Below are 23,667 nucleotides of genomic sequence, written 5' to 3' on the forward strand. Positions count from 1 at the left end.
TCCTGCGCATTGGTTCTTCCAGGGTAGCGGTTAGGTTCGTGAAGTACACGCATGAATAGCGCCGGGGTGAGTGCCTACTTTCATAAGTTCATCCCAGCGCGTGGTATAGCGGTCTGAGCGATGAGCGCAGCGTAACTGCCAGGCGGCAGGTGCGTTCGTCATGCCAAAGCTGATCGTGCCTTGCCCCATACGCTGGTTAATTTGATCCACCGTTGCCATTAAAAACGGGTGACGATTCCGGGTGGGCGGATGTAGCAACGAAAGCTGATGCTGCTCAGCGTCCACCAAATCCAACAGCATTACGCCAGCCTTCATAAACCGGTAGCTGGGACGATGCATTTGCTCAAGCCCTTGGCGAACGGCGTCGAGGATAATACGAGTGTCGTCGCTGGGTGAGGGCAGCGCTATTAAGGCATGGGGATTATATTGTAACTGGTCGCGGCGGTGGCGGTTGGTATTCAGAAATACCATTACCGCACGGGCCAGGCTCTGCTGTTCGCGCAGTTTTTCAGCACTACGCTGGGCGTGGCGTCGCAGGGCGTTATGTACTTCGGCAAAAACGCCGGTGGGTTGGCCGAAAGAGCGCGAGGTCATAATGCGCTCTCGGGGCTTATCTATTGCGTTCATCTCCAAACAGGGTACGCCGCGCAGCTCAAGCGCGGTGCGTGCTAGCACCACCGAGAAACGCTTGCGGAGCTGTTTTTCATTGCTTTCACGCAAGTCCCAGGCGGTGTTAACGCCGCCAATGGCCAAACGCTCGGCGAGTCGATGGCCGACGCCCCAAACACTGCCTACCGGCGTACGTTTGAGCAACGCCTGCGTGGTGTGATTCTGTCCATCAAGCAAGCAAACGCCTTGGTAGTGAGGGTATTGCTTGGCAAGGTGATTGGCCAGTTTGGCGAGCGTATGCGTGGGTGCCAGCCCAATACACACCGGCAAGCCCAAGTGGCGGCGTATACGCTGGCGCAGGCGTCGCCCTAGCGCCGCACATTGTTCTGTAGTGAGACCTTCTAAATAGACAAACATCTCATCGATTGAGTAGGGCGCAACCGCAGGGCAGGCATCACGCAGTAGTTGGGCCAGTCGCCCCGACATATCACCGTACAGCTCGTAGTTAGACGACAGAAGATGGATCTCGCCGCGCTGGCGCAGTCCTTCAAGCTTGAAGGCGGGCGTCCCCATGGGAATATCCAGTGCTTTCAATTCGGCTGAACGGGCGATCACACAGCCATCGTTGTTTGACATCACCCCCACGGGCCTGCCTTCAAGCTTGGGCTGAAACACCCGCTCGCAGCTTACGTAGAAGTTGTTGGCATCGACTAGACCAATCATCGCAAGTCCTCATCTCGAATATGCGTGTTTGCGCAAACAAGCATGTCAACGCACATACTCGTGCACCACGGTGCGCACCACACCCCATAGCTGGCAGTCGCTGCCTTCAAGGGGCAGCGGCGGGTAGTTTGGGTGGCTTGAACATAGATGCGGTGTGCCCCGGTAAAGCGCATAGCGTTTAATCAACGCCTCGCCCTCCAGCATAGCGACCAAAATATGCCCCAGACGCGGCTCAATACTGCGGTCAACAATCAGCAGGTCGCCTTCAAAAATACCCCAACCTTCCATACTGTCGCCGGTGGCGGTGACATAAAACGTCGCGGTGGGGTTTTTAACCAGCCGTGTATTGAGATCCAGCGTGCATGGCTCGTAATCCTGGGCAGGTGAAGGAAAGCCGCTAAAACCAGCGCGGCCCAGAAAAGTTAAATAAGGCAGCGGCTGAGAGGTTAACGGCAAGGCTGGCGTAAGGTGATCTGACTGGCCCGGCATCGTCGGCATCCTGATTTTAAAATATTGTATAAATATACAGTATTTTTTGAGGCGAGAGAAAATGAAAAATAAGTCAGGGTCTTTAACGAAATCTCCGAACGGCGCGCTTGGTATCTCACTTTTATTAGCTTAATGATATGCTTAAGGCATCTTAAAGGGAGGCCTCCGCATGCATGTCTTCGGTTATTACCGGCGCTTTACCACAGGGTTTTCGGCTCTTTTGATTTCGGGCATGGTGAATGCATCGCCCGAGCAACTTGAGGCGGATTTTCGTGAACGCATGATAGGCGAAGACGATAGGCTCACTTTTAGCCGTATCTACGAAGACAGTGAGCAGCAACGCTATATTGCTGAGGATATAGCGATTACTCACGCCAACGGCGATGTGATCACCCTTGAACGCTATAGCGTCGAGGGAGCCTATGAGCACCCCGACCAAGTAGTGATGGAGAGCATAGTCTTTAGAGAAGTTGGGCAAGCTGACCCACTCCTCAGTATCGCAACGTTAGTGCTGCCCCAGCCATCACGGGCGGTGTTCTCCGCTGAAGATTTTGATCAGGCGGTGGAGAGTGTCTCCTTCAACGCCGTGACGGCTAGCGATATTATGCTACGGATGGACGACGGTGCGGCAGAGAGTGCTTTAACAGAGATGAGTCATACTCCCGTGAAAGGCTATATTCATATTGATGACTTCACGCTGGAGGGGTTGAATCGCAGCGCCTTAGAGCTATTGAACATCGAGGGAATCAGTGCAGAGTTCAAGTACCTAGAGAGCGGTATTACCTCAGAGCTCGCGCTGACGAATCTGCGCATTGAACAACTGGTCGGGCTAGATAACCCCGGGGCAGAGAGCGTTGAGCACGCTGAGCTTAATGGCTTTAGCCTGACGGGTGACGACTGGCGCGTACTCCTTGATAAGCTGTGGGTTAACGGTAGCAACCATACCGGCGATGCGGGCTTTGAAGGGGCTTATTTCGATGTAGCTGAACTGATTCGCCTCGCGCCCCATGACGATCGCGAAGCGATCCAGAGCTTGAGTAATGTACTCACCGGCGGTACTGGGCAGTTAAGGGCAGAAGGGCGCAACCATTCCCGGTGGGAGGAGGCTGATGAGGGCAATCGGCTAATATCCGAAGGATTCTTAACGCTAAGCGGTGCCGCTGGGCTTGAATTCACCATGGATCTTCCTATCACGCTCCCGAAAGGGGTGACTATAGAGCAGGCAACGCAGAACCCCGCGTTGTTAGAGTCGGCAACGCTGCATGGCGGCGACGTAGTTGTCGCTTACTCCGATGAGGGGTTATTGCCGCGTATAGCGACTGAAATGGCCAGCCAACAAGGTATTCCCGAAGAGCGGGTGATCTCCCAGACCGCGGCACAAGCCCAGCAGTTTAGCCAGCTGTTAGGCCCGCAAGTCAGCAAATTAATGACCGGTATGGTCGATATCATGGCGGGATATTCCCAACAACTAACCGTCAATGTGGCGTTCCCCAATCCGTTTATGCTTAATCAATTTATTATGAATCCTATGGGCAACGTTGATCAGTTGAGATTCTCCTACCAATTAGAGTAGCTCCCTCTATCAGCCCGGCTGTCCAGTTGGTCAGCATTGAGCGGCCAGGGCAACATGAAACACACTCATGCACGACCTGACGCGGATGCGATGAAAGTCGCGTCAGGCTGCGTTATGATAGCGCCCTCGCTTCTTCCATGATGATGCTTTCTCGTTACGAGGTTCCCGCCGATGTTCAGCCGCGATATGACAATTGCCGGATTCGATGATGTGCTGTTTGATGCCATGCAGAAAGAAGTGGAGCGCCAAGAAGCCCACATCGAACTGATCGCTTCCGAAAACTACGCCAGCCCCCGAGTACTCGAAGCCCAGGGCAGCCAGCTGACCAATAAATACGCCGAGGGCTACCCCGGCAAGCGCTACTACGGCGGCTGTGAGTTCGTCGACATTGCTGAAAATCTGGCCATTGATTACGCCAAAGAGCTGTTCGGCGCTACCTACGTGAACGTCCAGCCCCACTCGGGCTCGCAAGCCAATAGCGCAGTATTCCAGGCGCTGGTCAAGCCCGGCGATACCATTTTGGGTATGAGTCTGGATGCGGGCGGCCACTTGACCCACGGTGCCAAGCCTAATTTTTCTGGCAAGCACTACAACGCCATTCAGTATGGTTTGAACGATCAAGAACTGATCGACTACGAGCAGGTGGCGCAGCTTGCCCGTGAGCACAAACCCAAAATGATCATCGCCGGCTTCTCAGCCTATTCACAAATCGTTGACTGGGCCAAGTTCCGCGAAATCGCCGATGAAGTGGGTGCTTACTTATTAGTTGATATGGCCCACGTCTCCGGCCTGGTCGCGGCGGGCGTTTACCCCAGCCCCTTGCCCCACGCCCACGTAGTTACCTCCACTACGCATAAAACACTGCGCGGCCCCCGCAGCGGCGTGATTCTCTCAGCGGAAAACGACGCGGATATTGAGAAAAAGCTGCAGTCAGCGGTTTTCCCCGGTGGTCAAGGTGGCCCCTTGATGCACGTCATTGCCGCTAAGGCGATCTGCTTTAAAGAAGCCATGGCACCGGAGTTCAAAACCTATCAGCAGCAGGTAGTTAAAAACGCCAAAGCCATGGCTAAGGTGTTTATCGACCGCGGTTACGACATCGTTTCTGGTGGCACCGAAGACCATCTCTTCCTACTTTCGCTGATCAAGCAGGGCGTAACCGGTAAAGATGCCGATGCCGCTTTGGGTCGTGCCCACATCACCGTGAACAAAAACGCCGTGCCTAACGACCCGCAAAGCCCGTTTGTGACCTCTGGCCTGCGTATTGGCACCCCCGCGGTGACCACGCGCGGTTTCAGCGAGCAGGAGTGTACTACGCTGGCTGGCTGGATCTGCGATATTCTGGATGTGTTGGCTAAAGGCGAAGACACCAGCGCCATTGAAGCCCAGGTGTTGGATAAAGTAGCCGAGGTCTGCGCGAAGCTGCCGGTTTATAAGTAAGCAGCTGTAGCAAGACTCCTTGACTAAGGAAGGCCCAAAAAACGGGTGGCCCATTGGGGTCATCCGTTTTTTTTGTGGCTTTAAAGGTAATGCTGAGGCTGTGTAGAAGCTTTACATTGCGATCTGTTGGTTATGCCACGAAAACAGAGTGTCGATCTCAACAATGCTCAATCAATCGGCTTCCTGGGCTAAAAGGCTAGAGTTTTCCGACAGCTGCCAGTCGGTACTAACGTTAATGCTAGTACTTGGAGCTAGTACTTGGGGCTAGTACTTGGGGCTAGTACTTGGGGGCTAGTATTTGAGAAGCGGGCAAGCTGTGCGAGTGCACAGGCCAGTTCGATGTCATGATTGAACTTGACTCGCGCAAATGTACTCGAACGGTCTTCAGGTGCGGCAGGTCAATTGTGCTAGCTCAATAAGTTAGCCAGCGAACCAGAGCGGAATGCCATTCTGATTGGCTTAGCATGATTTGAGGGGAAGTATGATGCTGCTTGACTAACTTGATGGCCTAAACTAGTTGGTTAATCATGTGTTTATCCGCTCCCTATGGTCAGTGCTCTCAACGCCCCTACCCTAAACAGGGGCGTTTCTGTTATGCTGCCGCGATTAATCTTCGTGTGATTTCTTTGATTCAACGGTGACCCTTCCATGGCAAAGCAACAGGAAGCAACGGATCTGCAGCGTGCATTAAGCGCCTGTAAAGGTTCGTTTGTATCGGTGGGCTTTTTTAGCATGTTTGTTAACTTGCTGATGCTGGTTCCCCCGATGTATATGCTCCAAGTGTATGATCGCGTTCTCAGTACGCAAAGTCTTGACACTCTGATCATGTTGACACTCGTCGTCGTGTTCTTATTTATGGTGATGGGGGGACTTGAGCTTGTACGATCAAGGATGTTGGTTAGGATCGGTAACCGTTTAGATACCACTATCAATCAGCGACTTTATAGTGCCATGTTCCGGCGCAGCATAGTCGCGCAGGGTTCCCAAAGCGCACAGCCTCTCAATGATTTGACTAGCTTAAGGCAGTTTCTTACCGGTAACGGACTGTTCGCCTTCTTCGATGCCCCTTGGGTTCCCATATACCTGGGTATTTTGTTTATTTTTCATCCATGGCTTGGAGTGTTTGCTACATGCGCTGGCATTATTTTATTCGCGCTTGCGGTGGCTAACGAAAAATCTACTAAAAACCTACTAGCTGAAGCCAACAGCGAGCAGATTCAAGCGCAAAATCTGGCTAATTCTAATTTAAGGAATTCAGAAGTATTACATGCTATGGGAATGCTCCCTGGGATTATGGGGCGTTGGTCAAAGCGCCACCATGAATTTCTTGCTAAACAGTCGCAAGCTAGTGACCGTGCAGGCGCGTTGACGAATACGTCGAAAGTAATGCGCTTACTGTTTCAGTCATTAATACTTGGTTTAGGTGCTTTCTTAGTACTCGAAGGTGAAATGTCTCCCGGTATGATGATCGCGGGTTCTATCCTTATGGGGCGAGCATTGGCTCCAATTGACCAAATGATTGGTGGATGGAAGGGGTTTGTATCCGCTCGTGGTGCCTATAGCAGGTTAAATGAGCTACTAACGCAAATACCCGACGAACAGCGCCACATGTCATTGCCGTCCCCCCAAGGTGTTGTGGACGTTGAAAACGTTGCTGCTGCACCACCTGGGGGCCGTATGGCGACCATTCGTGGTATTAACTTCAGTGTTGCGAAAGGTGAACATATCGGGATTATCGGTCCCAGCGCTGCAGGCAAATCAACGCTTGCTCGTGTATTACTGGGCATATGGCCGACTCAAGTTGGCGATGTGCGGCTTGATGGTGGGGAGATTAATCAATATAACCGTGATGAGCTGGGGCCATTTATTGGTTACCTACCACAGGATATCGAGCTGTTTGATGGCACTATTAGTGAAAATATCGCCCGGTTTGGCAATGTCGACCCAGGAAAAGTTGTGACAGCTGCTAAAAAGGCAGGTGTTCATGAAATGGTATTGGAGCTCTCTAATGGTTACGACACCATTATTGGCTCTAATAGCGGGGCTCTTTCTGGAGGCCAGCGTCAGCGCCTAGGGTTGGCACGTGCTTTATACGGTAACCCTGTGTTTGTGGTTTTAGATGAACCTAATGCAAATTTAGATGACGCTGGTGAGCGAGCGCTAAGCCAGGCAATTGCTCAATTAAAGGCAGAAGGCACAACGTTGTTTGTGATAAGTCATCGAACCAGCGTACTAAAAAATATGGATAAGCTCTTGGTCATGAAAGAAGGTCAAATGAACATGTTTGGCCCTCGGGATGAAGTGCTTGCCCAGTTCGCTAAAAAAGCACGCCCCCAGGTTAACCAGCAAAGCGCTGCCCGCCTTTCTGCCATAGCAGGCGGACGTGGTGCTGGAAATGGCAATGAGGAGTCGTAATATGAGCAACCGCAAAGACCAGCTCCCAGCCAAGCAAGAAATCGACGTAACGCCGCAAGGCCCCACCACCATTGATGGAGAAGCCCAAGAAAAGCTGCCTACTAGTGATAAAGGCTACCGTAAGCTCGGTTACGCTATTTTAGGCATAGCACTTGGTGGTTTTATTCTCTGGTCTGTGACAGCTTCATTAGCAGTGGCTGTCGTTGCACCTGGTAATGTCTCCATGGAGTCTTTTAAACGCACAGTTCAGCATCTAGAAGGTGGGATTGTTCGGGAACTGTTGGTGCAAGATGGTGATAAAGTAGAAGCTGGTCAGCCACTGGTTATTCTGAGTGATACCCAGGTACGCTCGCAGTTGGAGATTGCTCAATCTCAATACTATATCAACCGTGCCATGGAAGCGCGTCTGCTTGCAGAACAGCAAGGAGCAGAAACACTTGAAATGCCCGAAGAGCTAATGGCTGTTAATAATGCTAGAGTTCAGCAAGTAACCGCTGTTCAGCAGAGCTTGTTCCACGCACGCCGCCAATCCTTGCAAAGCACCCTAAATGCCATGGATCAGCAAATCATCCAAATGCAAGAACAGATCGATGGTCTAGAGTCGCGCATCGGCGTCAATAATCAGCGTATGAACTCACTCCGTTCTGAGGCAGAGGATTTTCGTTCTTTGTATCGCGAAGGGCTAGGCGATAATCAGCGGCTACGTGAGCTAGAGCGACAAATTCTGCAATATCAAGGTGATAATGCAGAATTTCAATCTAATATTGCCCAGCTCCGCTCGCAAATTAGCGAAAATCGCATGCAAAAAGAAACTACTTTACAAGAGTTTCAAGCTGAAGTTGGTGAGCAGCTACGCGGTGCACAGTCGCAAATAGCGGAGGCAGAGGAGCGAATTACCTCATTGACAGACCAAGTCAACCGTACCGTTATAAGTGCTCCAGTTTCAGGCACCGTAGTTGGACGCCAGGTGCATACCGTCGGAGCCGTTATTCGCGCAGGCGACGCTATAATGGAGGTGGTACCCTCAGATGATGGCTTTGTGGTTGAAGCCAGGGTGCCTACGCGGGATATCGATAATCTTTACATTGGGCAATTAGCTGAGATTCGGTTCTCTGCATTTAACCAGCGATTAACCAGCATTATTGATGGTGAAATCATTCACCTCAGCGCGGATAGTTTCGAGGACGAGGCGACTGGGCAGCGGTACTACAAAGCACGTATTCGAGTAACCGACGAAGGAAAAGAAGACATGACAGAGCAAATGCATCTACTTTCAGGGATGCCAGCTGAAGTCATGATTCGCACAGGCGAACGAACCTTTGCTAGTTACATCGCCAAACCAGTTACCGACATGCTAGCTCGCGCTATTCGGGAGGACTAATGACACGGACGCCACGTTTTACCCTCAGTGCGCTTGCACTTGCAGTCTCGCTCTTAAGCCAATCTGTGTTAGCCCAAAGTGACGTGCCTGCTGATCAGCAGGCGCTTACCGAGCTACAGGCGCTCGCAAATACTGACGCGCAGCCCCAAGTTCTACCATCCCTGCCTGGCTTATTTGCTCGAGCACTACGCCACGATTCGGATCTAACGCGCCAGCGATACGAGCTAGATGCTACTCGCGAAGAAATACCTATGGCACGCTCCCAGCTGTTGCCCCGAATTAGCGCTTCAGGCGGCTATTTATGGCAGGATTCAACGAATATTCAAACTTCTCCGGATGATTTTGGTTTGGATCAGCCTGCGCAGCGACCGGGTGAAATAGATGAAACTTACTACCAAGTTCAACTGCAGCAACCACTATTTAGCCTAGAGCGTTGGCGTAAAATGGGAGTGGCTGATGCGCAAGTAAGTGCCGCTGAGCTACAACTAGCCGTTCTTGAACAAGAAATGGCGCTTCAGGTAAGCGAAGCCTACATCAAGGCTTACTTAGCGTCGCAACGATTAGGGCTATTAGAATCTCAGCAAGATTCCCTTGATCTACAGGTGCGCCAGGCAAGTCGAGCGTTTGACTTAGGTATTGGCAACCGTGTTGATTTACTTGAAGCCCAGTCGAGATATGATCAGGCGGTATCCGACGCAGTTGAAGCTGAGAATGAGTTAGATAACTCGCTAAGCGAATTAGAACGACTTACTGGCGTTACCCCTAGGTTTCAGGGCACTGCCCCAGGTGAACTCACCACTGTAACCCTTAATGGCGATATTGGTGATCCTGAGGAGTGGATATCCCGTACTGGTCAGAATTTGAATGTCTTGTTAGCACAGCAAGAACAGGAAATAGCGCAAGCTGATACAAGCGTAAGGCGTTCAGGTTACTATCCTGAGATAAACTTAAGTCTTAGCTATTCAGACCGAACCAGCGATGATGAACTGCGGGAAAGTGAAGACTACAGAGCAAACGTTGAGCTTAGCGTGCCTATTTATCGGGGCGGCTATACTAATGCTAGCGTTCGACAAGGCGAAAAGCGTATTGAGGCAGGGTTAGCTGCCGTTGATAATGAGCGTAACCTTGCCGTCCAACAGGTACGTCAACGAATAAGATCACTGAATGGTGGCGAACGTCGCCTGGAAGCACTGAATCAGGCTATTTCCTCCAGCCAGCTATTCTTAGAAGCCGCTGAGCGCGGTGAGCAATTAGGACTGAGAGACTTGGTGGATGTGCTTGATGCACGAGCAAGCCTTTATGATCAGCGTATTAAATATGTAGACACAGTCGGTGACTACGCTTTGGATATGCTCGCACTGCATACTGCTGTGGGCAGTTTAGAGAGCGGCGATCTAGAACATATCATGACGTTACTAGCCTCGTTGTCTACGTCATCGCAGGTAGCGCAGTAGTCAAATAACTATGGCCGCTATAAAAACAAGTCAAGGCAGTGAATGGTTACGGCGTGGCATGCGATGCTTTGATGCAGCAGTAGCGATCATTGTTTCGCTTTCCACGCTTTGGCTAATGCCCAATATCGAAGTAGATGGGCATGATTACCTGTTTCTTATTCTAATTGGTAGCCTTTTACTGCCTGCTGTGGGCGAGCTGCTAGGTCTCTACCATCCTTGGCGAGGTAGAAGCCTGTACACCATGCTGGGAGTTTATTCTCTAAGTTGGATGGTGACTATTGCACTAATTAGTCTTTTATTAGTGGCTACACAAAGCACCCAATATTTTTCACGCTTATGGATGGGAAACTCTGCAGTGGTTGCTTTAGTCGCTGGCATGGCCACTCGCATGTTGCTGTATGCCTATTTACGCAGTTTAAGAGCGAGTGGCGCCAACATAAAGCGCGTATTGTTAATAGGACATAGTAGCAATGTTAAGCGGATAGAAAACCGTTTGCGTAGTATGCCCTATGCGGGTTATGGCATTAATGATACATACGAAGATGACAATAGCGCTGCATTTATCGAGACAATTATCGCTTTAGCTGACAGCTGTGCTTTTGAACGTGACTTTGATGAAATTTGGCTAAGTTATCCTTTAAGCGATGGCGAAAAGGTGAGGCGTCTTTCTGCAAGCCTGATCGGTATACCTGTTAATGTGCGTTACTTTCCTGATTTGACTGATATACGGCTGCTAAATCATAGAATGGCGCAAGTCGTAGGTCTTTACTCACTAGAGCTTAATTACAGCCCACTTGATAGTGCACCTCTACGGTTACTAAAGTCTATTGAAGACTATGTGCTAGGCACTCTTATATTCATAGTGTTTTTACCGGTAATGTTAGCCGTTGCCGGGTTGGTGAAATACAAAATGGGGGGGCCTGTGCTCTTTAAGCAGTACCGTCATGGCCTTGATGGTAAGCGTTTTCGGATTTATAAATTTCGAACCATGAGTCTGCACCATGCCAAACATACTCAGCAAGCGCGCTATGGCGACCCTAGGATAACTCCGCTGGGGGCCTTTTTGCGACGCTCCAGCTTAGATGAACTTCCTCAGCTATATAACGTGTTGCAGGGAAGAATGTCACTAGTAGGGCCGCGTCCCCACGCTATGGATCACAACGAATACTATAAAGATGTAATAGAGGACTATATGCAGCGGCATAGAGTCAAACCGGGCATGACAGGGTGGGCACAAGTACATGGTTGGCGTGGTAACACAGACGCACTCAACGATATGAAAAAAAGAGTAGAGTACGATTTATATTATATTGATAACTGGTCTTTAGGGCTAGACATTAAAATTTTGGCTATGACACTATCTAAAGGTTTTATGAATCAAAAGCCGTAATATATGCAACTGCTGACAATAATTTTTCTAAAATGAGGCGGTGTGTAGAAGTTAGCCGATTCCAAATCGCGCTGCCACCACCGCGTATCGTTAAGAAAATCACATTCTGAGAGTTCCCCCCCCCTTTCAGCGCGGCGGTTAAATGGCAGGCCGCGCAGGTATAAAAATTGACTAATTTTAGTTAATTTTTTAGCGTGGCTTATGGTAATATAGTGCTACCTGCTTAATTAGCTATGGCAGGAGGCAATGGCATGGACGCCCATAGACCCCATGGAAGTCTTTCTATGATGGCGTGGCATGCTGTTGTGTATGGCGCACGACGTGCTAACACCAAAAAGAAAGAGGAAGGGAACAAAATGCTTAAATTTAAGCAATCCTTGCTGACGATAGCGATTGGCGCTGCCACTTCAGTACCTATGCTAGCTCAGGCTGCATCAACTCTGGATTTGGCTGTCGTCATCGATGAATCGGGATCAATGGCAGGAGAGCACAACTACATCGGCTCTTATGTTGGTAACCTCGATAATCTATTGAACGATCAGGGTGTCTCTCTCAACCAGTACGGCCTAGTCGGCTTTGGAGGTACCAATTATACCTCAGTGGGAGCCAATGAAGCGGGTCGTGAGGAGGGACGTGCACTTTACCGCCACTTTATCCTGTCTCGTAGCCCTGATGGGGTATGGGGAGGCGCCGGCGATTTCCACCAAGAGACTAAGACTCTGGTAGTCAATGGCAGTTTTGAGGATGGCTATCGTGCTATTGATTACACTTTCCGAAATTTCGATTTCCGCGATGCGGCCGGCTCGGCAATAATGCTGATTTCCGATGAGGATCGTGATATCGATTCAGTAAATCTCCCTGGTGGCATGTCTTTGATCGATAAAGCGCATATTGAGCAGCAGCTCAAGGACAACGAAACCGTAGTGCATGCCGTGGTACAGCAGTCATTCAGCGATCCGGAAGGTATGAACCGAAAAGTTATTGCCGTGGCTGGTGATAACCCAGCCACGGGCTTTTCTTACGTCGAGGATGCGCAGGGAGTCATTACCAAGGTAGAGGGTTACCAGTTCGGAAATCGTAGTTTGGACACCACACAGACCGATTACTCCGAGCTTGCACTGGCCTCTGGCGGCACAGTAATGGATATTAGAACTCTGCGCTCGGTTTACAATGATGCGGCTGCACTGCAGCAGTTGACTGGTGCTTTGGCCAATATCCTTGTTGAACTTTCTGTGGATCCCATCATCGGCATCAACTGTGACAATGCCTCAGGCAATGTTCTGCAACTCTGCGCAGCTCTGGCTCAGGCTCCGGAACTTCGATCAGTGGCTGCTGAGGTGGAAACCAGCGCACAGCTTCGCCAGCTTTCCCAGTACCAGGTTAACCAGATGGTTCAAACTGCCGTTCAGAACAATCGTGCGGTGGTACAGACGGTTCGAAATCGCTTGGCCACTCTACGTCAGGCGGGTGCTAATGTTGTAGATATCAACATGATGGACTATTCAGGCGATAACATTGCCCTGAACGGTGAAACTACTTCCAATATGCGTGAAATACGTGGTGGGGCGGCTTCGGGCGATCTGAATGGTCTGGGCTATTTCATGCGCGGTACCTATATGCATGGTAAGCAGGACACCACTGAAGAGGCTAACGGCTACAGCTCTGATACTTATGCCTTGGTGCTGGGTGTTGATAGTTACTTGAACGATAAGACCCAGGTGGGGGTAGCGCTCAACTACACCACCACTGATGCCGACTTTGACCTGGCCAGTGGGGGGACTGATAGCGATACCTATGGCGTGACCCTGTATGGTTCACATGCGGTACTGCCTAATCTCTACCTTGAGGCCAGCGCTGGCTATGCGCAAGCGAGCTTCGACACCGAGCGTGATTCCGGTTTTGGTACAGTCCGCGGTGATACCGATGGCGATATCGCCTCAGTCTCACTTGGCGCACTCTACGAGCATGAAGTCAATAGCCGTCTGACTCTCCAGCCTTTCACTTACCTCAACTACACTAATGTAGAGCTAGATGGTTTCGAAGAGAGTGGAGGGATGACCGCCCTGGTCATCGACGACAGTCGCATTGAGTCGCTGGTTTCGCAAGTCGGCGCCAGTGCGGCCTACCAGCTGACTGACTCCCTTGTGGGGGTAGCTTCGCTTGCCTGGGAGCATGAGTTTGAGAATTCCGGGGGCTCTATAGCCTCCGCCTTCGCCAGCTCGCCCGATAACGTTTTCAACGTTAAAACTCCTGAAATGGATAGCGACTATGGCCGCTTCGGCCTGGGGCTATCGAAGGGGCTGGGCTTGAACCGCACCCTGTCGGTAAACGCCGAAGCGCTCTTTGCTCATAGTGATTATGAAGAGTACGGCATCGAGCTTCAATTCCGTCAGGAACTCTAAGCCAAAATGATGGCAATGCGCATTAAGGGGCCAGCTAGGTGGCTGGCCCCTCTGGTTTTTGGGGTGCTGCTTGCAGGCTGTGTCTCACCGCCAATCCATGTCGATAACTTGTCAGCCTCGCTGGCGGGGCGAGAAAGTGTAAGCGTGAGCAAACTGTACGGCGGGGACTTCGAGCTGCTAGCGATTGAGAAAGCCGGCAATGGCAGTACGATATACCTCTACCTGGAAGGCGATGGTCGCCCCTGGGTGAGTGGCGGAAGCCATGTTTCTGATGATCCCAGCCCGCGTCGACCTTATCTGCTACCTATAATGCTTGATTCACCTGGGCCGGCCCTTTATCTAGGGCGGCCCTGTTATTTTGGCCTGGGCCCAAAGCGGCACTGTCATCCGACACTTTGGACTTTTTCGCGATATTCCGATCGCGTCATTATGGCAATGGTGGAGGCAGCAGAGCAATGGCTGGCGACATACCATGAAGAGAGTATGGTGACACTGGTAGGGCATTCAGGTGGCGGTGTACTGGCGCTGTTGATGGCGGAGCGTCTGCCTCAGGTCAACAGAGTCATAGCAATGGCGACGCCAGTGAGCCTTTCAACTTGGGCTCAGCAACACGACTACTTTCCTTTATTCGATTCTCTCGACCCAATGACTCTCCAGAACTGGCGTTCCGATGTAGAGAGGCATTTCCTATTTGGCAGCGATGATCGCGTCGTGCCACCTGGGCGCTTTGCACCTCTGGCAAGGACAATCCCAGGAAGCAAGGTTGAAATCGTACGGGGTCAAGGCCACCGATGTTGCACGCTGCATCCGCGCGTAGATTGATTATCCTATTGTTGATAAGGACACTCAGTTGAGCGTTGAAATGGGGGTACTATTGAACGTGGCTTCCAGTTGCTGTTTCGCACTTTTATCCTTTCCTGGCGGCTCTCTGCAGTTAATTTTGGTAAAAAACCGAACATAGCCAAGTTTTATCAGCGGGCAAGGTGAGTAATAAACTTGTTGTGAATAATCAATCTTTAGAGCGCCAATAAGAGCTATGCATGGAAAGTATAGGTTTAATCCAGGTGGGAAGGTATTTCTCTATACGGCCTAAGCAATAGCCTAAATATTTAAAACCAGTGCGTATTATTACTTCTGGCAGCCTGTGGAGTGCTTTTTTAGCAACATAACCTAACTCAGACACAACAAAGCGCATGCCTTCGCCTTCAGCATTCCCTAGCCACTCTAATAGCCACGCCTCACGGTGATGAAGAACGCCAATATCGAAGTAACGACGAAACTCTTCCAGCAGCGAGTAGTTGTGAGAGTGAAGAACGCGGGCTTGAGAGCGATAGGCCAATTTCCACCCTCCCTTTAATAATCTTGCGCCGGCGATCATATCTTCGCTAAGAATGGTTTTTTCAGGGAAGCCATCAACAGAAAGCAAAGCTTCACGTCGGTAGGCGGTAAAGGAATTAGATAAAAATGCTGCTTTAATACCTAAATTAGGAATATCGCTTTCATCTACCACGCGCGACTGAGCAGGGTAATTAAAATAGCGGGCGTGTGCAGCGATTGGTGTAGCCTCTAAATGCGGCAATTGCCTGCCAAACGCCGCTCCGATACCAGTATCCTCAAAAGCATTTACTAACTGAATGAGGGCATTGGGTTCCTCTACCAGTGCATCCTGGGTAAGGAAAATAATAATATCGCAATCATGTAAATAACTGAGTGCCCATTGACGGGTGCCGCCATGGTCAAAGTCACAGCGCTGAATAGGAACAACTTCCCAGCCATGTTCGTGAGCAAGTGTCGGCGTGCAATCAGTTGAACTTGAATCAATGACTAGCTTTCTACAGGCCGTCCCAGAGGCTGCATTCGTCTTAGCCAACCAGTCAGACCAATCTTTGCCAGCGTTCAAGGTCGGCACGCATATACCCCAAGATAAGTTTTTTTCTGCCATGATGGTTTATAACTCTTTCAGCAGACGGCTTTTAACTTTGCGCTGTAATCCCGCTGGTACATGTCGAGATAATTCTCGTAAGAATGGCTGTGCCCTAAGCCAATAAAGCATTGAGACTAATGCTTTGCGTGCACGCATGGTGCTAGTGTCAGGATGAGATGCATGAGCTTGCCAATGAGAGGGCAAGCTAGGCAGTTGGCTATTTGGAATAGCAGCATCTATATCAATAGCATATTGCTGTGCATAAAAAGGGGTAGGAATAGATGGCCATGATGCATGTTCGGCTGCCGTTGAACCAACGACATTTTCTGGGCGTTGTAAAAAAGAAGAGAACCAATGACACCACTGGTTAGGTGAGCTATCCCACTCCAGTAGCCAAGAGTTCGGGCGCTTGGCCAGACGCTCTGGCAAAGCGCCTATATTGGTAGCCACAATCGGTAAGCCAAGTGCCAAACACGTACTGAGGGTGTAGCTATAAGTTTCCGGCCATAAAGGCGGAAACCAAGCAATATGTGGCCGCCACTCATTCAGTAATGTAGGTAATTCATCATCTTGATAAGCGCCAGTAACTGAGAGGTTTGTCAGTGGTTTAAAGGCACGATAAGCAAAACCAAAGAGCCGGAACTCAATGCTCAAGCCCAGTTTAGCTGCTTGAGCGGCAACATCCTCTAATACATCTGCACCTTTAATAGCTGAGAGAGCACCGATAACGGCCACCCGTAGTGGCTCGTGCATTTCAGGTGCTTGCCAAGCAGGAGTAGGGTACGTAGCGTTTTCTTGATCAGGGTGTACTGCAACCTTTACATCCAGGTCTGGAATGTAGCGCTTTATCCGCGCTGAAGTATCTTGGCTGGGTGTAATAACACGATCGCTTGCAAGTAACCACTCAGCATGGCGCTCACGCCATTCAGTAATACTGCTGCCATCAGGAGCTGGTTGCTGAGCCAGGCAACGTTGGCATTGTTGAATGCCTTCTTCTCCACAATAGCGGTTATCATCGCGTGTTAGTGAAATTTGCGGACACACTGCATAATAATCATGCAGCGTCACATCTTGCGGCACGCTTAACTCTTTTGCGAGACCTAAAATACTGTCATTGAAGCCCAGCCAATGGTGCACGTGAACTCTAACGACCCCAAGTGCTTTAAGCATTTCTACCATTTCATCGAAGGCATCAGGCAGGACATAATCAAGCTGCATCGCCTCTGCATCGTCTAGAAGAGAAAGCCTGGCGCCGCCTACCGGGCTTGGGCGAAGTATTAACCACTCCACCTCCTTGGCTAGTGTTTCTGCCAGCTCTTGGCAATGACGTTCTGTCCCACCGCCACGCTGATGATTTATCATTAATACGCGTGGCTTATTGCTATTGCGCAAGCGGGCCACATCGATGGCAAGACGTGCTTGTTGAGCTGGATCTTGCTGAATAAACTGGTGAACGCGCGCTTCATAATCTGGATGTAATTTATGGAGCACCTCTAGCGCGTTAGTCACTCGTTCTGGCTGACTATCGCCAAAACTCACACTTCCCTTATGCCAAGCAAAAACATCCAGGGCATGCAAATGACACCATCCTGCTTTTAAAGTGCGCATGCAGAAGTCATTTTCTTCACCGTAGCCTTTACCAAAATTATCCTCGTCGAATAGTCCTACTGCCTCTAATGCTTCACGTCGAATATACATACAAAAACCAATGCCCGTCGGTATCTCAACCGTTAGACCAGCATTGATCTGAGCGAAAAGTTGATCCAGTTCAGGTAGCGTATATCCTTCGGCTAAAAGGTTGTCTTGGCAGAAGCGTGGATAGCTACAGATAGTGGCGTTATTCGAAAAAGGGGTAACGCTAGCCGCCGGTCTGGTTGTGGGCAGGTAGGCTGCTTTAATCAGGCGATCTAGCCAATCATTGGCAACTTCAGCATCGCTATTGAGTAAGACGACATCGGCATTGTGTGAGTAAGCCATGCCGCGATTGACAGTTCCTACAAAGCCTAGGTTTTGCTCATTTTCCAATAGCACCATAGGTCGTGTTTTAGCAACTTCTCGCAACCACTCGGTGAGTGCTGGTTCAGGGCTGGCATCATTAATCACTATGAGTCGATAAGCATGAGAAGATTCACTAGCCCAAACGCTTTCCAGGCAGGCACGTGTCTCCCCTAATCCTTTATAAACAGGAACAATGATGTCCACAGGCCCAGCGGGCTGCTTTTGTTTAGCACTCGCGATAGGCAGTTGGGTGCTAAACGCTGTTTGAGCTTTAGTTGCTGAGAAAAATGAACGCTGAGAAACATTCGAACGTATATGGCGTAGCCGGTCTGTTAACCAGCGCAGAGGTGCCGTTATACGCATAGAGCGAGAGCCAACCAGGGCGTTAACTTCATTCTGTAGCGTGTTGAGCTGATCTAACGTATTTGCATGTGCTTGCTTGAGCGAAGCATGTTCTTGTTGTAATGAGCTATATTCATGCTGGAGCGCTTGGTGCTTCTTTCCAGTCTCAGTGTCGATTGGTTCAAACGGCTCAATATAATGCTCATGTTCACGTTTCAAAGCATTAAAGCGTTCCCATATGGCACTATGCTCTTGATGCAAGGAAGCATGTAATTCTTGCAGCTTTTCATAATGTTCATGCAGCTCTTGGAGTTGTCCCAGCCGCTCATGATTTTGCTGATGCAGCTTTGCTTCGCTGGCGTGTAGTTGCTCAGCATCCCACTCTAATTGCTCAAGTCGATCAATTAGTGATGCAAGGCCCTTGGCCAGAAGGTCAAAATTAACTCTGGGTAACCACTTGTTCCACACAGCACTTCTTGCCTCTTGATAGGTGGCAATATCGCGTTGTTGAGATAACCCAGAGTTGCCTAGCGCCATGCAATACGTCGCACTGTCACCCGGCACATGTATAAAGTCACCTTGTTGAGAAAGCTGTAGCCAAAAATCCCAATCCTCAAGATGAGAGAAGTGTGTGTCAAACTGACAACTCCCTGTTCGAACAGCCTCCATTCGAAACAGCACCGCATGGATAGGTAATGTGTTATGGACTAAAAGCTCACCGGGTACCCAGGGGGAGTCCATACTGATTAGCGGCTCGCCGCCAGATGACTCTAACCGCACACCGCTATAGGCGGCAGGCGCAGCAGGGAAGTCGTTCAATGCTTCCACCAAACGACGTATATGATGAGGGTCAATTAAGTCGTCATCGTCAAGAAATAACGCCAGAGGCGTCTGAACCGCCTGCAAGCCCATATTTGCAGCATCGGGACGCGACAGTGCTACGCCTGGATCAACTAATTCGCAACTGACCTCCAAATTGGGCAGAGGGCGGTGCGGCTGTCCTGATGCATTGACTACCACAATATGAAGAGGTGAGTAGTCTTGAGCGTTGGCTGACGCCAAAGCAGAAATAAGATGATCGCGATCCATGCTGCGAATAAGCAGGCTAACGGCAGGAGTATTTAGACTAAGCGTTGACATAAACTTCCTAAAAGCACGACGCGCTTATCCGCGTCCTAATAAATATTTCAACCGTGAAAGCCACCGCCAGCTACGAGTTGCATAGATAGCCTGCAAGGTTTGTTCTGCTTCCTGGCGGGCATGCTGGCTATCCTTAAGCGCCTTCTGAAGCACCGCTTTATCGCTCTGCAGTGAATCAATGTGATGTGTATATTCTAGCTGAGACTGTTGCAGTGCTTTTTCGCAGCGTAAAAGTGCCTGATCTTGGACTGAAGGCAAGGTCACAGTGGCAGACACTGCATCAGCGAACACAATATGGAAGGCTTCTGCTGCAGTCACGCCAAGGCCCAGTGTATAACTGCGATACTGATTTAGGCCGGTGATTTGTTCTGCATAACGTTGCTCTGCTAGCTGGGATGCAAAGCACGTCATGGCTTCTGCTTTCAACGCGCTAACAGATGAAATATCCACCAACTGGTTTGCACTTAAGGGAACCCCGATTTCGTACAAGGCAATGTTTAAAGGTACGTCGCTTTGTTCTACAAAGCGTGCACCAGCTTGGAGTGCTGCGTCACAGGCGGCGCGATGGTCTGGGTGCATCTCCCAGCAAGAAGGCGCCAGCAACAAGTCAGGTTGAAATTCTAACAACGTTTCCAGTAATTGTTGGGTTAGCGCTTCTCGCGCTTCTTCTAGCCCTCGGTCGGTAAACTCCCAGTTAATTGGCGCTGGGTAACCCAGTAGCTGGGCAGCCTTCTTAGACTCGCATAAGCGAAGTGCCGCCTGAGGTCCTTGTGTAGCAATAATCACTTGAATCTCAGCGCCTTGAGCTACCAAATGAGCCAAAGCACCGCCACAACCGAATACCTCATCATCTGGATGAGGGGCAAGTACTATCACGCGTTTACCTACCAGATCGCTTGCATGGTAGGGAACGTACCAAGCTTCTCTCATCGTTATATCCTTATCGTTCACTTTCCAGGGCTAGCGAAAATCCGTATCTCCGCCCATTAACCACCAGCACCCAGCTACTTCCATACCCAGTGTCAGCCCATTCACTTGGCTGCCCGGTACTACTACCTCGGTAGGCGTTAATTGTGGCTGGGTAGCAGTAAGATGCATTGCGACAGAAGGGGTCAGCCACGCGCTTAAATATTTGGCACCCAGCCGAGAGATAATGTGCTGGGTACATTTAACAACTTCAGGCATAGCCTTTAGAGGGGCAATGATATCCAGTAGTTCGACGGTATCCGCTGTATGTTGGCGAACCACACACACGCCTAACGCACGCTGCGTTACTCGCTCTTTGACTAGCCAACAAAGATACCCGCGCTCAGGACCATTAATATAGCGATGCGATAGCCATGGCCAGTCACGAACAGCGATGGCGAATGCCCCTAATTCTTTTACCATACCAGCCCAAAGGGCATCGACTACCGGCGCATGGTTAGCTTGAATTGGGGTGGCTGTACTGCGTAATCGGCGCATAGCGCGTGCAGGCCAGCGAGCTTCGTCAATGCGGTCTGTTGTACAGTAAAGTTTTAATGTCTTACCCAGACGAGCATGGCGTGCATGGGGGAAGCCAAAAGCATAGCGGTAAGGGTGGCCTATACCCACCTGCTCGGCAAAAAAGGTCTGCACTACCCGGTAAAAAGGGCCCCGACGCGTTAATATGCCGCGATAAGCAGGGTCAACCATCACATCCCCCATCTGCACGATAGAGCAGGGCTGGCCATTAACCAGTGCCTTGCGTGGCATACCTCCATTAAAAGCGATGATATCGCCTTCATATACACACACTACTCCGGGCGATGAGGCAAAACGGTACTTCCACTGCCACATTTCAAGCGGCATAGCATGGCCAAATACGCGTTCAAAAAGTGCCAATAAAGCGGGTAAATCGGCAGGTTCAGCCCAGCGCGTTTGCCATTCATTGCTAAACATGGTCACCTGCACTATTGACTACAGAGTGCCAATGGTGGGGCAAGTTCACTACGCCTCGAGCGATACCCGTTTGCGTAACATGGAAACTGCTTACCGGATCGACCCACTCGTAGCTATGCAGCCCGCGTTCACAAAACAGGTAGGCACCTACATGGTACTCACCTTTTAATAGTGCCAGCTTAGGAAAATCAAGCACGATGCTGCCCTCACCCTGAGGACTGCGTTGAATCTCGACGTTGGCTTCCCAGCTCCCAGCGCTAGTAACAATTTGTCCAGACGTTGTTGAAATGGTTACCGCAATACCAGGGCAGGGAAGTGTGGGGTCGCTGGCGAAATGGATCTCAACGCTAAGCTGGCTTTCTCCGCTAACCACTGCGTTGCGGGCACTTGCAGTCTGGCCATCAATGGATACTTGCGTGCTTACTAGGCGCGCACTGCCTTGCGGAGACACGCGTCGCTGGTCTTGAGCAGCGCTTTGGCGAACTCCTCGCTCTTTTTGGTCATCACCGGCTAAAAATTGCTCGTACCGAGGCACCACCAGCGAAGGTGCGTCATCGGCAATCACCTCACCGCCTTCTATCCATAAAGCGCGATCGCATAATGCCTCGACCTGATAGAGCGAATGCGAACAAAATAAAATAGTAGCCCCAGTATCACGCAGCGCCATAATACGGTCGAACGATTTGCGCGCAAAGGCGCCATCACCTACTGAAAGTGCTTCATCGACGACTAAAATATCTGGCTCAACACTGGTAGCCACGGCGAACGCCAAACGCACATACATGCCGCTGGAATAGGTTTTAACTGGCTGGTCTATAAAATCGCCAATGCCGGAAAATTGGTGAATTTCTTCAAATTTGGCCTGAACTTCTGCGCGGCTCAGGCCTGAAATAGCCGCCGACATAAATACATTTTCGCGACCAGTAAACTCAGGATTAAATCCAGACCCTAGCTCAAGCAAAGCAGCAATTTTACCATTAACCTGCATCTTCCCCCCACTAGGGGTAAGTGTGTTACACACTAACTGTAATAGTGTCGACTTACCTGCTCCATTGCGGCCTATCAGGCCAACGACCTCACCGCGCTGAACGGTTAAGTCGAGCGGTTTTAGGCCGCTAATAGTGTCATATCTTGCGAACCGAGCGAGGCCCTTAAACTGAAGCAGCAGACGGTCTAATGGCCTCTGATAGCGATAAAAGGTCTTGCTCACCCCTTCTAAAGCAATGGCCGTTTCAGAGCGATTTACTGCCGCGCTAGAAGTGTCAGAGCACATCAGCAAACCCCCCGCGTAGCTTATTAAATACCCAAAAACCACTGGTCAATAGCAGCGTGGCGACGACGCTCAAACCGGTAACCACTTTAAAGCTGGGCCAAGCGCTCATAAATAGCACATCACGTAATTGGGTAATCAGTAACGCCAAAGGATTAAGCAAGTAAAGGCTCTGCCAGTCGGGAGGCACATTGGATAATGGATAAAAAACAGGTGAAAGAAACATCAGTACCGATGTCGCTAGCGCCATGAAAGGACCTAGGTCGCGTAAATAAACGCCCAGTGCTGCCAGCCATAGCGCGATACCCACTAATAAGGCCATAAAGGGGAGTAGCACCAAAGGAAGCGCCAGCCAGGTTACATTGCCCCCGACCAAGAAAGCCGTGATAAGCATTAATAGTACAAGGCTGATTAAAGCTTGAAAGCTAGCCGCCAGTACTGATGAAAACGCTAGCAGCGGTAAGGGAAATACGACCTTTGTTACCAGGTTAGGCTGGCCTGTTATCAACACGGGGCCTCGGTTGACCACTTCGGCGAACCAGTTGAAGGCCAGGAGGCCGACAAAGACCTGTAATGCAAAATCCATTTGCGGCGTGCCTGTGGCTTCAACCGGCCATTTCAGTTCAAAAAAACCGTAAAACACCAAGGTGAAAGCGGCCAGCATCATAAGAGGCGAAAGCAAAGTCCAGCCTAAGCCCAGTAGAGAGCCACGGTAACGCCCAGCCACATCGCGGCGCGTGAACTGCCATAATAGATGCAGGTGACGGGAAAAAAGGTTGGCAGCCAAAGCATGCTCCAAGGTAAACAAAGGGCGCTATCTTACCCTTAGCGCCACTGGGTGCCAACCAAGCCAGAGAGAACCAAAAAGCAGCGGTAGCTCGAATTGCGCGGCTCACCGCCCGCAAGAACAATAAGTTAGCGAACAATGTTTTTTAAATGCCTGCAAAAAAAAGGTATTCGCGCAAGAGGCTGGTCGAAAAATTAAAGCTTTCAATCACCTTGTATGCCTTGGGATGCTTGCATGCAGCAAACTTAATAGGCATATTACCGAAATGCTGGCTTGAGGGATTTAGTCAATTAATATTGGCTAATAGCAAAAAGCTGCTATTATCGTCCTGCGATATCGCAAAACCGCAAGCAGCAAAGTGGTGAGGTATCTGAGCTTGTGCTAACGTCTATTTGCGTGGCTCAGGACTGAAG

General features: G+C 50.3%; 16 protein-coding genes. 8 read left to right on the forward strand and 8 right to left on the reverse strand.

Annotated elements, in window-relative coordinates; genetic code table 11:
- Positions 1 to 30: 30 nt before the first annotated feature.
- Entirely contained in the window at positions 31 to 1,332 is a 1,302-nt protein-coding gene (locus tag A6R74_RS20215) for a Y-family DNA polymerase (protein ID WP_064236261.1), read from the reverse strand.
- Between the two features lie 45 nt (positions 1,333 to 1,377).
- The gene (locus A6R74_RS20220; RefSeq protein ID WP_064236262.1) at positions 1,378 to 1,821 is read right to left on the reverse strand and encodes a LexA family protein; all 444 of its coding nucleotides are present in this window, start codon (positions 1,819 to 1,821) and stop codon (positions 1,378 to 1,380) included.
- Between the two features lie 169 nt (positions 1,822 to 1,990).
- On the opposite strand from A6R74_RS20220, the gene A6R74_RS20225 reads away from it, so the two are divergent.
- The 8 genes from A6R74_RS20225 to A6R74_RS20260 all read left to right on the forward strand — a co-directional run bounded on the left by A6R74_RS20225 (position 1,991) and on the right by A6R74_RS20260 (position 14,695).
- Complete coding sequence (locus A6R74_RS20225) at positions 1,991 to 3,394, forward strand: hypothetical protein (protein WP_064236263.1); 1,404 nt, start codon at positions 1,991 to 1,993, stop codon at positions 3,392 to 3,394.
- 171 nt (positions 3,395 to 3,565) lie between these two features.
- Entirely contained in the window at positions 3,566 to 4,831 is a 1,266-nt protein-coding gene (glyA, locus tag A6R74_RS20230) for a serine hydroxymethyltransferase (protein WP_064236264.1), read from the forward strand.
- A gap of 648 nt (positions 4,832 to 5,479) precedes the next feature.
- The gene (locus A6R74_RS20235) at positions 5,480 to 7,246 is read left to right on the forward strand and encodes a type I secretion system permease/ATPase (protein ID WP_064236265.1); all 1,767 of its coding nucleotides are present in this window, start codon (positions 5,480 to 5,482) and stop codon (positions 7,244 to 7,246) included.
- 1 nt (position 7,247) lies between these two features.
- Complete coding sequence (locus tag A6R74_RS20240; protein ID WP_064236266.1) at positions 7,248 to 8,627, forward strand: HlyD family type I secretion periplasmic adaptor subunit; 1,380 nt, start codon at positions 7,248 to 7,250, stop codon at positions 8,625 to 8,627.
- Entirely contained in the window at positions 8,627 to 10,081 is a 1,455-nt protein-coding gene (locus tag A6R74_RS20245) for a TolC family outer membrane protein (RefSeq protein ID WP_064236267.1), read from the forward strand. The genes A6R74_RS20240 and A6R74_RS20245 overlap by 1 nt, the downstream gene beginning before the upstream one ends.
- Before the next feature lie 10 nt (positions 10,082 to 10,091).
- Positions 10,092 to 11,471, forward strand: a complete 1,380-nt coding sequence (locus A6R74_RS20250) for an undecaprenyl-phosphate glucose phosphotransferase (RefSeq protein ID WP_064236268.1) — start codon at positions 10,092 to 10,094, stop codon at positions 11,469 to 11,471.
- 356 nt (positions 11,472 to 11,827) lie between these two features.
- The gene (locus tag A6R74_RS20255; RefSeq protein WP_165603411.1) at positions 11,828 to 13,873 is read left to right on the forward strand and encodes an autotransporter outer membrane beta-barrel domain-containing protein; all 2,046 of its coding nucleotides are present in this window, start codon (positions 11,828 to 11,830) and stop codon (positions 13,871 to 13,873) included.
- Between the two features lie 144 nt (positions 13,874 to 14,017).
- On the forward strand, positions 14,018 to 14,695 hold the full coding sequence (locus A6R74_RS20260) for an alpha/beta fold hydrolase (RefSeq protein WP_165603412.1): 678 nt from the start codon (positions 14,018 to 14,020) through the stop codon (positions 14,693 to 14,695).
- 187 nt (positions 14,696 to 14,882) lie between these two features.
- Here A6R74_RS20260 and A6R74_RS20265 read toward each other — a convergent pair whose 3' ends face one another.
- Genes A6R74_RS20265 through A6R74_RS20290 form a run of 6 tightly spaced genes read right to left on the reverse strand, consistent with a single transcriptional unit; the run spans position 14,883 to position 23,254 of the window.
- The gene (locus A6R74_RS20265) at positions 14,883 to 15,815 is read right to left on the reverse strand and encodes a glycosyltransferase (protein WP_064236271.1); all 933 of its coding nucleotides are present in this window, start codon (positions 15,813 to 15,815) and stop codon (positions 14,883 to 14,885) included.
- 6 nt (positions 15,816 to 15,821) lie between these two features.
- Positions 15,822 to 19,277 carry a glycosyltransferase gene (locus A6R74_RS20270; RefSeq protein WP_064236272.1) on the reverse strand — a complete coding sequence of 1,152 codons (3,456 nt, stop codon included), beginning with the start codon at positions 19,275 to 19,277 and terminating at the stop codon, positions 15,822 to 15,824.
- A gap of 24 nt (positions 19,278 to 19,301) precedes the next feature.
- Positions 19,302 to 20,207: a PIG-L deacetylase family protein gene (locus tag A6R74_RS20275; protein WP_064236273.1), complete on the reverse strand. Its 906-nt coding sequence runs from the start codon at positions 20,205 to 20,207 to the stop codon at positions 19,302 to 19,304.
- A gap of 30 nt (positions 20,208 to 20,237) precedes the next feature.
- Positions 20,238 to 21,197, reverse strand: coding sequence for a GNAT family N-acetyltransferase (locus A6R74_RS20280; RefSeq protein ID WP_064236274.1), 960 nt, complete (start codon positions 21,195 to 21,197; stop codon positions 20,238 to 20,240).
- The gene (locus A6R74_RS20285; protein ID WP_064236275.1) at positions 21,190 to 22,470 is read right to left on the reverse strand and encodes an ABC transporter ATP-binding protein; all 1,281 of its coding nucleotides are present in this window, start codon (positions 22,468 to 22,470) and stop codon (positions 21,190 to 21,192) included. The genes A6R74_RS20280 and A6R74_RS20285 overlap by 8 nt, the downstream gene beginning before the upstream one ends.
- Entirely contained in the window at positions 22,460 to 23,254 is a 795-nt protein-coding gene (locus A6R74_RS20290) for an ABC transporter permease (protein ID WP_165603413.1), read from the reverse strand. The genes A6R74_RS20285 and A6R74_RS20290 overlap by 11 nt, the downstream gene beginning before the upstream one ends.
- Positions 23,255 to 23,667: the final 413 nt, after the last annotated feature.

It is taken from the genome of Halomonas sp. ALS9 (assembly GCF_001651035.1).
Classification (GTDB): Bacteria; Pseudomonadota; Gammaproteobacteria; order Pseudomonadales; family Halomonadaceae; genus Vreelandella.